Annotated in this window: 11 protein-coding genes; 3 read left to right on the forward strand and 8 right to left on the reverse strand. The window is 62.7% G+C overall.

The annotated features are described in order from the left end of the window. The first annotated feature begins 39 nt into the window (after positions 1 to 39). A complete protein-coding gene (locus ABQ137_RS09925) occupies positions 40 to 282 on the forward strand; it encodes a hypothetical protein (RefSeq protein ID WP_179465949.1) in 243 nt (80 codons plus the stop codon). 54 nt (positions 283 to 336) lie between these two features. Next, on the forward strand, positions 337 to 738 hold the full coding sequence (locus tag ABQ137_RS09930; protein WP_349782228.1) for a hypothetical protein: 402 nt from the start codon (positions 337 to 339) through the stop codon (positions 736 to 738). 674 nt (positions 739 to 1,412) lie between these two features. Here the strand turns inward: ABQ137_RS09930 and ABQ137_RS09935 are convergent. The 8 genes from ABQ137_RS09935 to ABQ137_RS09970 all read right to left on the reverse strand — a co-directional run bounded on the left by ABQ137_RS09935 (position 1,413) and on the right by ABQ137_RS09970 (position 10,853). Next, positions 1,413 to 2,324: an NmrA family NAD(P)-binding protein gene (locus ABQ137_RS09935; RefSeq protein ID WP_184517246.1), complete on the reverse strand. Its 912-nt coding sequence runs from the start codon at positions 2,322 to 2,324 to the stop codon at positions 1,413 to 1,415. Between the two features lie 327 nt (positions 2,325 to 2,651). Continuing rightward, positions 2,652 to 3,398 (reverse strand): NADPH-dependent F420 reductase, encoded by a 747-nt coding sequence (locus ABQ137_RS09940; protein ID WP_126966369.1) that lies wholly within the window; start codon positions 3,396 to 3,398, stop codon positions 2,652 to 2,654. Positions 3,399 to 3,519: 121 nt separating this feature from the next. Further along, positions 3,520 to 4,230, reverse strand: coding sequence for a nitroreductase (locus ABQ137_RS09945; protein ID WP_221439236.1), 711 nt, complete (start codon positions 4,228 to 4,230; stop codon positions 3,520 to 3,522). Between the two features lie 135 nt (positions 4,231 to 4,365). After that, a complete protein-coding gene (locus ABQ137_RS09950; protein WP_196768892.1) occupies positions 4,366 to 4,722 on the reverse strand; it encodes a MarR family winged helix-turn-helix transcriptional regulator in 357 nt (118 codons plus the stop codon). 592 nt (positions 4,723 to 5,314) lie between these two features. Beyond that, positions 5,315 to 5,761 (reverse strand): poly-beta-1,6-N-acetyl-D-glucosamine biosynthesis protein PgaD, encoded by a 447-nt coding sequence (gene pgaD / locus ABQ137_RS09955; RefSeq protein WP_016904642.1) that lies wholly within the window; start codon positions 5,759 to 5,761, stop codon positions 5,315 to 5,317. Continuing rightward, positions 5,758 to 7,011, reverse strand: a complete 1,254-nt coding sequence (gene pgaC / locus ABQ137_RS09960; protein WP_039527593.1) for a poly-beta-1,6-N-acetyl-D-glucosamine synthase — start codon at positions 7,009 to 7,011, stop codon at positions 5,758 to 5,760. Before pgaC ends, pgaD begins: the two co-directional genes overlap by 4 nt. 3 nt (positions 7,012 to 7,014) lie before the next feature. Then, entirely contained in the window at positions 7,015 to 8,913 is a 1,899-nt protein-coding gene (gene pgaB / locus ABQ137_RS09965) for a poly-beta-1,6-N-acetyl-D-glucosamine N-deacetylase PgaB (RefSeq protein ID WP_184517253.1), read from the reverse strand. After that, positions 8,895 to 10,853: a tetratricopeptide repeat protein gene (locus ABQ137_RS09970; RefSeq protein ID WP_104608523.1), complete on the reverse strand. Its 1,959-nt coding sequence runs from the start codon at positions 10,851 to 10,853 to the stop codon at positions 8,895 to 8,897. Before ABQ137_RS09970 ends, pgaB begins: the two co-directional genes overlap by 19 nt. A gap of 747 nt (positions 10,854 to 11,600) precedes the next feature. On the opposite strand from ABQ137_RS09970, the gene ABQ137_RS09975 reads away from it, so the two are divergent. Further along, the gene (locus tag ABQ137_RS09975; protein WP_115510932.1) at positions 11,601 to 13,301 is read left to right on the forward strand and encodes a ShlB/FhaC/HecB family hemolysin secretion/activation protein; all 1,701 of its coding nucleotides are present in this window, start codon (positions 11,601 to 11,603) and stop codon (positions 13,299 to 13,301) included. Positions 13,302 to 13,364 lie beyond the last annotated feature (63 nt).

Here is a 13,364-nt window from a genome sequence, read left to right on the forward strand (position 1 = left end):
GGTTTTAAGCGGTGAGATGGCTACGCCGATACTGTGGGCATGGACAGAACCCAACTTAAGACCCATTTCGAGAACCTTGATGCCGCAGTGCCGGCGCTGCTGAAGATTAACCCCGACCGTTGCCACTTCTGGCTGGCCTTCGATGGCATGGCGAACCTCGTTGAGGGATGCGCCATCGCTGGCGACGATGCTCAATTCGTCTCCCGGCTGCTCGATGAGATTTTGGCCTGGCACGGCCTCCAAGATACCGACCGCAGCTTTGGAGAGGCGGCCATTTGTTAGTCCGCGCAGATCCTAGCCGAGTTCAAAGAATTCCCGCAGGATTTTGACGCCGTGATGGACATCGACAACCACGTGAAAGCCTTCTGTTGGAGCGAGGGCGCCCAGGCGCGCCGGATCAAGGCACCACGTGCGATGGTGGGTGAGCTGCTGGAGATCGGCCCGCCCGAGCTGCAGGAGAACCTACGCGCGGCGGACGCGGCCGATCCAAGGAGCCGAGTGTCATCGTTCCCCAAAAGTCGGACGCTGACCGAGCTACCTGTCGGCATGAATTGGCTGAACCCCGTCGTCGGCGAGACCATCAATCGCGATCAATTAAATGTGTTGTGTGTCGATCCAGGTGGCGCAGATGTCCCTGCAAGAGTTCGGCGTAATCAGTTTTACGGCAGCAACTGTGACAAAGCCAAAGCCTGCAATGCAAGCTCTATTGACATAGCACAGCCACAGAGCGCGCGATAAGCCTCACGTCCCAAGCACCCACCTAAGGAGAAGGTCGTCCGTTCGAATCGGGCCGGGGTCACCAGGAAACAATGATTTGGCGCGACGCGCGCACTGCCATTTCGCACGACTACTGCCAAGGGTTGTATGGCTTGCCATGTCCAACCGAGCGAGTTGGCATCCATGCCGTGCAGGCCATCATCCTCCAAGATTTCAAATGGATCTGGTGCGATCAGGTGATAGTGGACATTGGGTATCGATGCCCAGATGAATTCGTAGGCAGTGGGCAGACAGGTCGTCTGGTCGCAGTGCAGGCGAACGCAGGCTCGGGGAGTTCAGGGAAGGGGATGGCTGTTTTTGGTATTGCGGGGTTTGGTTCGATATCCCCGTGCCGCGACGTTACAGACGCTGCAGGTTCTGATCTAGGCCGTGACCAAGGCTGCCATTTCGCAGGCTTGGCGCCCGCCGGGTAACTGGCAGGGGCCCTAAAGCAGGGCGCTGGACGTGCAGCTGTCACTGCACCCCCGGCACCGCAACACCGGCGTTCTCACCGCCTTGCATGTGCCCGGACCCTGTGCCCTCGCGATGCCACAGGGTCGGTCACCGACATCGCAGACGTTGAGAACCCAATGACCCGGTCCACGATTCCTGGCCGGGCAGCAGGCGCTACCTGATCAAGCACTTCTAGCCCTGCTTCACGTCGAAGGGCTATCAACGAATGCCAGGAGCTGCGTTTTGTGCATTTCCGCCCAAGCACGGACGTTGATTGCTGGCCGGCCCAGCAGATAGGGGACGTCGTCCTTGACCGTACCCATGTAGCCCATGCGTCCATCGGCGAACTGTGTCAGTAGCTCGAATGAGCTACGGGCATACCAGTCCTCGACTTCCACAGTACCTTTCTTGAAATGCGCTTCCACATCAGAGACACCGAGCATGTTGCAGTGAATCGGACGGTCGAGCACCTCGCTAAGCGCGGCGGCAAGCTCTGCGCCGGTCATGGTTTCGGTACTGAGGTAGTAGTTCTTGGACCCGTGGCGTTCCGGACCCTCGCGCAGGACCTTGGCAGTTACTGCCGCCAGATCGTGAAGCGCGACATAGCCGACTCGGTTCTCACCCCAATAAACCGAGAACGTGCCTCCGACCGGCGGCGACACACTCAGCATGTTTTCGAGAAACACGTTGGGGTGCAGGTGCGTCCAGGCAATGCCGCTGGCCTCGATGTAGGCTTCGACCAGCGCGAACCAGCAATACTTCGAATCGGTAGCGTCGTCTGCCGCGAAGACTCCCTGGTTGACGATGTGCCGGACGCCGGCCTTTTTCGCCGCGTCCACCACGGTCTTGGTCTGGTGAGTCATGGCGATGGTATAGCCGGTCAGGACGTTCATGCGATCGACACCGCAGAGCGCAGTGGCAAAGGTGCGTGGATCATCGAGGTCGAATAACACGGCATCACGGCCCTCAGCGCGCAGCCGTTCCAGATCCTCCTGCTTGCGCACGCCGATGCGAACGCGCACGTCGCCTGGGTTCTTGTCGAACTCTTGTAAAATTAGGCGGCCGGTCTGGCCAGTGGTACCCATGAGGAAGATGAGAGGAGTGCTTTGGCTCATAAACGTTTTCCAGTGGTGACTTTTGGGTTGTGCAGGGCACGCGCGATCCGGCTAGGGCAATCTGGGCGTCGTGCATGTCCCAAGGCGAAAGAGCAGGGACACTTAGCGAGGCAGCAGAGTGCCGCCATCGTGGCGGCTCACCCATAGCCGGAACGCCGCAGTGGTCCGTTCGAACCATGAGCAACGCCTCATCGACCTGTTATGCCTCGCCGGCGGTGCCCACGCCCGAAGAGGGCAGGGCGCGCTTGATTGCAAAAGACGATATGTTTCGGACCCATCAGCCGGCAGTCTGCCGCTGAGGTAGCTCCTCAAGGCACGTTGCGACGCTCACATGAAGAGCGCCCGGGTAAGGCGAACGGCATACTCCGAGTCGGGGTTGGTGGTTCCGTCGCCAACCCGCTCCATGATCGCCTCGATCGCCAGGTCGCGGCGCTTAGGCAAGCGTGCACGGTCGGTAGCCTTCAAGGCCTGGGGCAGCTCCTCGCGCGTGAGGTCAGTGCAATAGCTTGGCGATCCAGGCTGCTGGCGCCATGATTCGCTGAGCGGTCCCGAATGGACGGCGTCAAGTCCGGTATCGTCCACCAGCCTCATCGCCATGTCGCGTGCACGGTCATCGTTGGCAGCGACGGGGATGGCGATTCGCCCCTCCGCGCCGGCAGGGACACCCTTCTCCGCGAAGGACGCGGAGGTGATGGCATTCCACGCCTTGGCGATAGAGCGGCCAAGCTGTGCTGCGACCCATTCGCTCTCTGTCAGCCCAGCCTCGATCTCCGCAATCTCACCATCGCGCTTGGGGTAGTAGTTGGAAGTGTCGATCACAACGGGATTGGCAGACAGGTTGGCAAACAGTGGGGCTATCTTTGGAATGGCACCGAGGGGCGTCGATAGAATCACCACGTCCACGTCCTGTACCGCTTCCAGGGACGTGACGGCACGGGCACCATGCCCAAGGATGTCGCCCTTGATGGTGTCCGGCCCTCGCGAATTGGCCACTTTGACTTCATGACCTGCGGCACTGAGTTTCTTCACGAGCGTTTTGCCGATGTGGCCGGTTCCCAATATGCCTATTTTCATTGTTTATCCTTTGAGTGGTCGATCGCTGCCAAAGGCGCGGCAAGCCGCGCGAAGCACTCCGTTCACCGCCCCGACTCAATGGAGTGGGCGCGGTGGATAATTGAATGCGCGCTGGCGTGCGTCAGGAATGGAAGGTCGTACTCGTGTCGACGGGCACGCGATCCATATAAATCCGGTTGCCAGGCGCTGCCTCATCTACGTACCCGAAAGAGATGCCGAACAGCAGCTTCAATTCGTCGGGAATGCCAAGAAATTCGCGGATTGTTCCGGCAAAGAACGCGAGCGCGGTTTGCGGGATGCCGCCGAGTCCGCGAGCTGCAAGCGACAGAAGGATGGTCTGGCCATACATGCCCATGTCACCGGCGACGCGTACATTGTCGCCAAATGAGGGCATGAACAAGAACGCGACCTGTGGGGCATTGAAAAACGAGTAGTTCATCGCTCCTACGCGGCGCCGGCCTTCCTTGTCTTCGCGCATGACGTTCATGGCTTCGTAATAGGCCTTGCCTAGCGCGTCGTTACGTTTGCGATACTCGCCGTAGAAGTCATTCTGATCAAACGAGAAGTCGGGAGTGAATTCTCCTGCGTCGTTCTTGGCATGCAGTACCCTGGAAAGCTGCTTGAGCTTGTCGCCGCGGACAATGTGAGTATTCCAAGGCTGCGTGTTGCAATTGGACGGCGCGTGTTGCGCATCCTCCAGAACCTCCCGGATAACACGATCCGGCACCGGCCCATCCAGAAAGCCGCGTATCGAGCGACGCACGCGAGTTGCCTCGGTGAACGAGAGCATTCCTTCGGAGGTCGTTGCTGATTGTTCTCTGGCTTTGTGCATTTTTATGAATACTCCCGGATTTGTAAGGGCGTTCAGAGAATCCTCCAAGTCCGCCGCGGAACCTCAGAAAAATCTGGTGAACTACAACATAGTGCGCTAGATAAATGGGTTGAAGAGAAGGCTCTGGCGGCGTCTTTAGCCGAGTTGAGGACGACTCAGGGCCTGCAAGGTGTCGCGTAACTCGATCAAGCCCTGTTCGTCGAGCTTGCAAGCACTCTTGATCTTCTGGCTGACGCTCAAGATCTCGTCCCGGATGCCGCCGGCACGCGCTGTCAGATCAACAAGCACGCGTCTTTCATCGCGTGGGTCGCGGGTACGGGTAACAAATCCCGCCGCTTCAAGCCGCTTCACAAGGGGGGTGATGGTGCCGGTGTCCATGTCGAGACGCTCGCCAAGCATGCCTACGGACTGCGGCGAGCCATGCAGGAGCTCAAGTATCACAAGGTACTGCGGGAACGTCAGGCCCAGTGGCTCAAGGAACGGCTTATGCATCCGAGCCATTCTGTTGGCCGCTCCATACAGAGCGAAAGACAGTTGCAAACCCACGCTTTGAGACTTCGGCATCACGTTTCTGGTGAATTAGTCTTGTGCGCTAGACAATAAGTCTGGCAATTCGCTATTGCAATAGCTGTGATTGACAAAGGGAACCAGCATGGCCTTTCCATACATTTTCGAGCGGCTGTCAACAGGCTTGGTCAGCGTATGTCAGCTGAGTCCCACGGATACGCTTCGTACGTGGGGAAGCCTTGTACGCCCGAAGGCCGTTGTTCAGTGATGTGCAGTCATGGCTCAGACATTCTTGAATTGCGCCAGCATAGCCATGGTGTAGCAAGGTCGACTGTTGTCATCTGCATCTACACGCTCGGCGCTGCCCCCCGCGAGCAACAGGGACCGAATCTTCCCTCCTCCTAGCCGCAGCGAGGCCATGGATCGGCACGAAGCCCTGCAGCCCCGGAAGGTCGCCCGTTCGAATCGAGCCGGGGTCAACAGAATCGACTGGACTGACGCTTGCGCTCGGCGCATTGCTGAGCGAGGTCATCGATTGCCTGAGCGATCGGTCGTATCTATCGTCCATCAACCCGACTCAGCCATGCCGCACAACCCGCACCCCTACCGGTCGTGCAAACTTGTCCATCGCCACCGAGGAGATGCGGCTATGGCGCAGCAGGCTGCCGAGTTGCTCGGGGACGCCCAGGCGTTGATCGACTTCCGGTTCGAGCACGGTGCGGCGGCGTTTGCGTTGATCGGCCTTGGCGAAGCGGATGCGGTTGTACTCGGCCCAGCCGACGGTGGTGATGGCGCTCATCAGGGCGATTACCGGCAGGGCGCCCAGTGCGAACGGATCCAGCGCGTTGTGCTTGAGGTACAGCTCCATATAGGCGCTGCGCAGGCCGAAGAACCAGGCGATCAGCGTTGCCAGGGGGGCCCACAGATAGAAGTAGACCATCCAGGCGCCAGCGGTGGCGGCGCCGTAGGCGAGGCGGCGCGAGCGGCCGAGGCGTTGCGGCAGGTTGATGATGGGCGGTGTCATTGGATTCCTCGGTCGGGGCTTTTCCAGCGGGCGCGTTTGCTGCGGCGCGCGAGCAGGGCACGGGGGAAGGCGATGACGGCAGTGAGCATGCCGATCATCCAGAAGGCGACCGGATACCAGATCACCCAGAAGAACTGGCGCGCCAGGCCTTTTTCGTAGCGGCGTTCGATCACCAGGCTGGTGGCGAACTGCATCAGGCACACCACCGCCAGCACCAGGCCATGCCAACGCGGCAGGATGGTGTCGACGTACAGCGCAGGCGGCAGCGGGATGACCTTGCCGAGCAGCCACAGCACGATGATGAAGAGCATCGTGTAGGCCCAGGCCAGGCTAAGCGCGTATTCCAGCAGCACGCCCCACATGCGTCGGCTGCGCCAGGACAGCACGCGGCGGCCATGGCTCAGCAACACTTCCACACCGCCGCGCGCCCAGCGCAGGCGCTGCATCCACAGGCCGCGGAAGGTCTCCGGCATCAGGATCCAGCACAGTGCGTTGGGTTCGTAGCGGATATCCCAGTCGTCGAGCTGCAGACGCCAGGAGATGTCGATGTCTTCGGTGACCATGTTGTCGGACCAGAAGCCGACGTGATGCAGCGCCGACCGCCGGAACGCGCAGATCACGCCCGACACGGTGAACAGCCGCCCGTAGACACGCTGCGCACGCTTGATCAAACCGACGATGGCGGAGAATTCGCCCACCTGCATGCGGCCCATCAGCGTGGTGCGGTTACGCACCCGCGGGTTGCCGGTGACGCCGCCGACGCGCGGGCCGGAGATCAGGTGGCCGACCATCCAGCGGGTGGCATTCGGGTCCAGGATGGCGTCGGCATCCACGCACACCAGATAGTCCGAGCGCGACGCCAGCGTGCCGACGCGCAGCGCGTTGGCCTTGCCGTGGTTCTGCTCCAGGTGTACCACGCGCAGGCGCGGATGCTGGTGGGTGAGGTCGTCGAGCGCTTGGGCGGTGTCGTCGCTGCTGCCATCGTTGATGGCGATGATCTCGAAGTCCGGGTAGTTCTGCGCACTCATCGCGGCGATGGTTTCGCCGACATGCTTGGCCTCGTTGTAGCAGGGCACCAGCAACGACACGAACGGCTCGCTGGCCAACGGTGGCGGCGACGAGGGACCCGGTGTGCCGCGTTCGCGTCGCAGGTAGTAGTACGTGCCTCCGATCATCCAGAAGAACGCCATGATGATGGGATAGAAAAACGCGAAGTTGAACAGGGCGCCCAACAGGAGGCTGGTCGTCATCGGCTACCGCTCGATATATGGGAATTGCCGAGCCGACATGGCCTCGCGCGCTTCGGGAAGAGACGGGTGGCCGCCGATGAAGTCGTCGGGGTAGTACGCCAGGTGGCGCACGCCCGCAGCCAGGAGCAACTTGCTGTGTTCGAGCAGCACGCCCTCCGGCAGGGGCTTGCCGGTGCGCCAATCCACGGTCTGCAGTTCGAAAATGGTCTTCTCGAAACCATGCGGCTGCTGGCCGACCCGCTGCGCCAGCTGCTGAAGCCACTGCTGTGGGTCGTTGGCTTGCTCCATGTACGGCATCGCCATCAGCGCTGTGTAGTCGTAGGCCGAAGCAAATGCGTCCAGGCGCTGCGCGAACCAGGCCTCGCTATGCGGCTGCAGCACTGGCTGCGCGAACAGGTTGCGCACGGTCACCAGCTTGGGGCGCCAGCGTTCGGCGGCTGCTTTCAGCTCCTGGGTGAAGCCGATCAGCTGCTGCGTGCGCGTGGCAGGATCGCCATTGCCGTAGGCAGGCACTTCGTCGTCGCGCAGATAGGCATCGTCGTGGAACAACAGGCCTTCGAAGTAGGTGTTGGCGGCCAGGTCCTCGTAGATGTCGGCGACCAGCTGATGCGTGCGCGGATTGCCCGGATCCAGGCGCGGCACATCCTTCGGGTCCTTGCCGCGAATCTGCAGCGCCGCCTGCTGCTGCGCGTCGGGCAGATGGAAGCCCAGCACCGGCAACCAGGCGAACACGCGCACGCCGGCACGGGTGCGCAGCTGCCAGGCCACACGCCCGAACAGATCCGCGCGCATCGGCAGATGCCGGTTGGGGAAGTACAGCGCATCGGCTGCGCCATCGCCATCCGGGTCGGCGAAGGCCTGCAGGAATACATGGCTGGGGCCGATGTCCTTGACGCGCTGGACCAGGATGTCGAGGTTGCGTGCCAGCTGCGCCGGGTCCGGGTCGTAGACGTAATCCAGATCGATCTGGATCGCACGCAGGCCATCGCGCGACAGGTCGCGTCGCAGTTCGCCGGCCAGGTCGCGCACATCGGGGTTGTTGAACAGCAACAGGCGGCCGAGGCTGGCCAGCGATTGCCCGTCCACGCGGTCGCGGCCCTGCTGGCCGATATCGGCTTCGTGCGAACGGCCTTCCAGGTCGAAGCTGAGCGTCATGCCCAGTTGCGCGGCAATGGCGTTGCTGGCGCGGTTGTAGGCGGCATACGGCCACACCATGGCGCGCGGCGGTTTGCCCAGGTGCGCCACGATGGCGTCGCGGCTATGGCGCAGATCGGTCTGGATGCGCTGGCGATAATCCGCTTCGCTCTCATAGCCCTTGCCCGCTTCCCAACGACGGGTGACCGCTGCCGGGGTCTGATTGCCGAATGGATTGCCGGGGATACCTTTGTGCAGATCGTCGCTGTGCGAACCGATTTCGATCAGGCCGCTATCCTGCATTTCGCGCAGTTGTGCCCAGGTGACGAAATCATCGTGGGTGAAATCGCGATGGCCGTAGGGCACCACCTGGTCGGCCGGCAATTCGACCCAGCTGGTGACCGGTGCGACCAGCGCGGGATAGCCATAGGCCTGCAATAAGGGGAACACACGCGTGTAGACGCTGCGCAAGCCATCGTCGAAGGTCAGTAGCACCGGCCTGGAGGGCAGGGCGCGCCTGCCGGCACGTGCATCCAGGACCTGCTGCACACTCACCGGGTGATAGGCGTGCGAGCGCAGCCAGTCCAGATGCGCGGCGAAGTTGCTCGTGGACACCGCATAACGATCGGGATCGCCCTTGGCGGCGACGTCGTCGCGAATATCGTGGTAGCTGAGCACCAGCAGGCCCGCCTGCGCCGACGACGCGAACGTCATCAGCAGCAAGGCGACCAGCAACAGCGGCAGGCGGATCAAGGCGTACCTCCCCATCGGAAATCCAGGTCGAATCCAAGTTGTTGTTCGCGCTGGCCGTCGTAGACCGGGCGAGACCAGCTCACGCCGTAGCTCAGCGCACTGCCGTCGCCCAGCGACCACAGGTGCCGGTAGGCCGCACTGGGCACCCACTGGCTGCCGAAGCCGGACTGATAGGTCGGCCCGACGGTGACCTCCAGCCGCTGCCGGAAGGCGTAGTCGTAGCGACGCCAGCCGATCTGATCGATGCGCACGCCGGCGGCCACCGCAGAGTTGCGGCGCGGATTGAAGTAATTGACGGCGCGGTCGTCTTCGGCACGTCCGGCCGAAGCGGCGAACAGGCCATCCAGCAGCAGGTGCGGGCTGGCCCACAGTCGCTGGCTGCCGGACAGATCCAGCTGATCGCGCCGATTGCCGTCGCTGTAGCGCAGCTGGCGTGCCTGCAGTTCCCAACGGCTTTCGTCGTTGGGTGTCCAGCGCAGGGCGGCACCGATGCTGTCGCCGGTGATGCCGAAACGGCGTGCCTGCAATGAGGCGTCCGGATCGCGTGTGCGCCAAGCCAGGCTGCCGTACCAGGCATCGGAAAACCGCCAGCCGGCATCCAGCGCCCAGGCGGTGCCATCGCGATCGAATTCGTCGAGCGCGCGTCCGCCGTAGGCGCTGACATCCAGGCGGTCGTAGCGGTAGTGCGCGCCCAGCCAGAAACTGCGATAACGCACGCGCGTGTCCTGGAAATCGGCCCAATCGTCGCGTGCGCGCAATCCCACGCGCCAGCGCTCGCCGAGCAGCGGCGATTCGGCTTCCAGCAGCGTGCTGCCGAAGTCGTTGCCGAGCGGCGAAGTGCTGTTAGTCAGGGTGTCGTTGTCGCTGCGGCCGCGCGCATGGCTGAGATGTACCTGCCAGCCGCGTTGACGTTCCAGCGAGGCGCCAAGCCGCTGCAGGCCGGCGTCATCCGGATATTCCTTGCGCAGCGGCGCAAAAGTCGCTGCGGCCAGATCCAGGCGATCCAGATCGCGCTGCGCTTCGACCACGCCACTGCGCGCCTGTTTCTGGTGCGGATCCAGCGTCAATGCCATCGCGTTGCGTTGCAGCGCTGCGCTCGGGTGCCCGCGACGGAATTCGATCGAGGCCAGTGCCGCCTGCAGCTCCGCATTGTCGGGGCCGATGGCCACACGTTCGCGCAACAGGGCGTCTGCGTCGCGATTGTGGTTGGCCGCCGAGCGTGCGGTGGCCAGGGCAATGTCTGCGCTGAAGCGATCCCAGTTTTCGTAGCCGCTGCTGGCGCCGTTGCGGCGCGGCCACGGCGCCTGCGTGGCCGCGAGTCTTTCAAACAGCGGCATCGCCAGGTCGAAGCGTTCCTGCTCGAGCAAGGCATAGCCCAGCAGCAGCTGCGTATTGAAGTCGTCGGGATTGTGCTGCAGGGCCTGCCGGAGCACGGCTTCGGCCTCGGCCGGGCGACGCAGGCCCATCAGCGAATCGCCGACCGTCGGCAATACATAGGCGGGAACCTCGATACCTTCCGCCTTCAACGCCTGGTAGTTGGCCACCACGTCGCGATGGCGCTGGCGCTGGTTGAGCGCGACCAGGCTGTCGACGCGCAGCCGCGTGGCTTCCCAGGTCAGTGTCGGCGGTGATTCGCGTTCGATGCGGGCGACATTGACCAGGGCCTGATCGGTCTCGGCATAGCGGTGCGCCGCATCGATGGGTTCGGCGCTGGCCCAGCCGATCATGTGGGCGACGCGATCGTTTTCGATGCGCTCACGCTCCTGCTGCGAGAACCAGTCCGGATGCCGCCATACCGCCTCTGCTGCAAGCTGTGCGCTGCCGAGGTCGCTCAGCGTGATCGCACGCATGGTGTAGGCGCCACGATCCCGCGGATTCGCACGCAGTACGCGCTCATAGATGGCCAAGGCATCCGCATGGCGTTGCTGGCCGCGCAATTGCTCAGCCTGCTGCATGGGAGTGAGGGCGGTGGAGGCGTCAGTCACCCCGTTCGGCCGCACTTCACCACTGTGCGCCTGGGGCACACATGCGGCAATCAAGGCGAGGCTGAGCAGAGGAGTGAGTGCGCCCGTGCGGTCAGGACAACCGCGACGCACGTGGTTGCAAAAGCTGGGGGAAAAGGCAGTGCATTAGCGGTCCAGGCGTATGACGACTGGCGATACTGCGTATGCCTATGTAAAGCCTACGTCATCACGAATTTAACGCGATCTTCATCGGATCAGTTCGCTTTAAATGTGACTTTTGTCACTAAAAATGCTTTAAGGCAATCTTCCTGCCCTAATTAATTGCCTTCAGCGGCGCCTCGGAGACCTGAAGATTGACCAGACCGGCATCACTCAACTACGCCGCTGATTTGCCACGCTGGTCGCAGTTAGATATGCATTAAAAGTAATTACTCTGTTGTCTACGATAGCGGCACGTTGCCGGATGTTTCCGGTTTGGGAGCAACCGAATTCGGTAGTGAGCGCGTGGGCCGAGATATCTTCGCCCGCTTTTTAAGTGATTTACGTCACAAAAAGTGAAAGGGTCGGGTTTTTCTTACAGGGTGGCCCCTACATAGCGCGTTGACCAGTTCTTAACGTTCCATCACAGTTGCGCCGCGTTCGTTGTGCTGAAGGTTGCGTCGCCGTCTTGGTGGCCGGGCATGGCGGTGTGAGCGACGGGGCGCCCAAGCGCGGCCCGCCGGACAGGGGGCAGGACAAATGTGGATGCGTTCGGCGCCAATGGCGCTGGCGGCTTGCCTATGGGCTGTCGCCGGGCTGGCGGCTGCACAACAAACAGCACCGACAACGCTGGATCGCCAGGAGCAATTGCGCCAGGCCGAGGAGATTCAGCGGCGTCAGGAACAGGAGCGACAAGCACCCTTCGCCGGCCCGCGCGAGGATGCCGAGCGCGTGGATGCGCGCAGCACCGTGCTGCCAAAGGAGGAACTGTGTTTCCCGATCGCCCGCGTGCGCCTGTCCGGTGCAGGAAACGACGGTGCACGCTTTGCGTGGTTGTGGACCTCGCTGCGTCGTTATGAGGGCCGCTGCATCGGTCGCGCGGGTATCGACATCATCCGCCGTCGCGCCCTGGATCAGCTGGTCGCGCGCGGCCTGGTCACCACCCGCATCGGCGTGCCCGAACAGGATCTTTCGCGCGGCGAACTGCGTTTCGAACTGATGCCCGGCCGCTTGCGTGCGGTGCGCGTGGTTTCCGACACCGGCGGCGAACATTGGAAGAGCGCGCTGCCGCTACGGCACGGCGACCTGCTGGACCTGCGTGCGATCGAGCAGGCGGTGGAGCAGTTCAAGCGACTGCCTTCGCAGGACGCCAAGATCGACATCGCGCCGGGCGAGGCACCGGGCGAATCGGATCTGGTCATCACCTTGCAGCATGGTCGGCGCTGGCGCGGCGTGGCCAATGCCGACGACTCTGGCGTGGAAGCCACCGGGCGCGTGCAGAGCGGGCTGGATTTTTCGCTCGACAACCCGCTGGGCCTCAACGATCTGCTCAGCGTCGGCTACAGCCATGACCTGGCCACGCGCGACGAAGAGCGCGGCACGCGCGGCAACAGTCTCAGTTACAGCCTGCCATGGGGCTGGTGGACGTTTGCGTTGTCGGCCTCGTCGTACCGCTACCACCAGCGCGTGGACGGGTTTTTGCAGACCTTCCAGTCCAGCGGCGAATCCAGCAACGCGCAGCTGGATATCCAGCGCGTATTGCATCGCAACGGCACCAGCAAGACCTCTGCCGGTGTCACGGTTGGCCGGCGGCGTGCGCGCAGCTATCTGGATGGCGTGGAGATCGGCATCCAGCGTCGCGATACCAGCAGCGCAGAGTTCTACGTCACCCATCGCCGTTATCTGGGGACGATGCAGTTGGACGTGCGCATCGCGCATCGGCGTGGCACGCCGTGGTTCAACAGCCAGTGGACCGGTTACGACCCGCAGATCGGCTTCCCGACATTCCGTTATGGCGTGACCACGCTGGACGTGAGCACCGCCATGCCGTTCAAGCTGGGACCGGTGCCGATGGCGTGGGAAAGCAGCCTGCGTGCGCAAACCGCAGGCGAGCTGTTACTTGGCTCGGAGTTCGTCACCATCGGGGGCCGCTACAGCGTGCGCGGCTTCGATGGCGAAGCGACCTTGGGCGCGGAAAAAGGCGCGTATTGGCGCAACACCTTGAGTTTTCCGATCCAGCAGATCGGGCTGACACCGTACCTGGGCCTGGATGCCGGTCGCATCGATGGCACCAGTGCCAGCGGCCTGCGCGGCCGCAGTCTGGTGGGCGGCGCGGTGGGTCTGCGCGGGGGCTGGTTCGGTGCCAGCATCGATGCGTTTGCCGGCTGGGCGATTCATCGCCCGGATGGGTTTGGAAGTGCGCAGCCGGCGTATGGCGCGCGTGTGATCTACCAGTTCTGACATGGATCGCGCCGCCAGCCGGCAGCGCGCTGTTGATTGATGACGCCGATCAGTGGCGAGAGA

Origin of the sequence: Xanthomonas sp. WHRI 8393 (assembly GCF_040203315.1) — a bacterium.
In the GTDB taxonomy this organism is placed as follows: domain Bacteria; phylum Pseudomonadota; class Gammaproteobacteria; order Xanthomonadales; family Xanthomonadaceae; genus Xanthomonas; species Xanthomonas arboricola.

Coding starts and splice junctions, on each gene's coding strand:
- ABQ137_RS09925 (WP_179465949.1), top strand. CDS start 40: ATGGACAGAACCCAACTTAAGACCCATTTCGAGAACCTTGATGCCGCA.
- ABQ137_RS09930 (WP_349782228.1), top strand. CDS start 337: ATGGACATCGACAACCACGTGAAAGCCTTCTGTTGGAGCGAGGGCGCC.
- ABQ137_RS09935 (WP_184517246.1), bottom strand. CDS start 2,324: ATGAGCCAAAGCACTCCTCTCATCTTCCTCATGGGTACCACTGGCCAG.
- ABQ137_RS09940 (WP_126966369.1), bottom strand. CDS start 3,398: ATGAAAATAGGCATATTGGGAACCGGCCACATCGGCAAAACGCTCGTG.
- ABQ137_RS09945 (WP_221439236.1), bottom strand. CDS start 4,230: ATGCACAAAGCCAGAGAACAATCAGCAACGACCTCCGAAGGAATGCTC.
- ABQ137_RS09950 (WP_196768892.1), bottom strand. CDS start 4,722: ATGCATAAGCCGTTCCTTGAGCCACTGGGCCTGACGTTCCCGCAGTAC.
- pgaD (WP_016904642.1), bottom strand. CDS start 5,761: ATGACACCGCCCATCATCAACCTGCCGCAACGCCTCGGCCGCTCGCGC.
- pgaC (WP_039527593.1), bottom strand. CDS start 7,011: ATGACGACCAGCCTCCTGTTGGGCGCCCTGTTCAACTTCGCGTTTTTC.
- pgaB (WP_184517253.1), bottom strand. CDS start 8,913: ATGGGGAGGTACGCCTTGATCCGCCTGCCGCTGTTGCTGGTCGCCTTG.
- ABQ137_RS09970 (WP_104608523.1), bottom strand. CDS start 10,853: ATGCAGCAGGCTGAGCAATTGCGCGGCCAGCAACGCCATGCGGATGCC.
- ABQ137_RS09975 (WP_115510932.1), top strand. CDS start 11,601: ATGTGGATGCGTTCGGCGCCAATGGCGCTGGCGGCTTGCCTATGGGCT.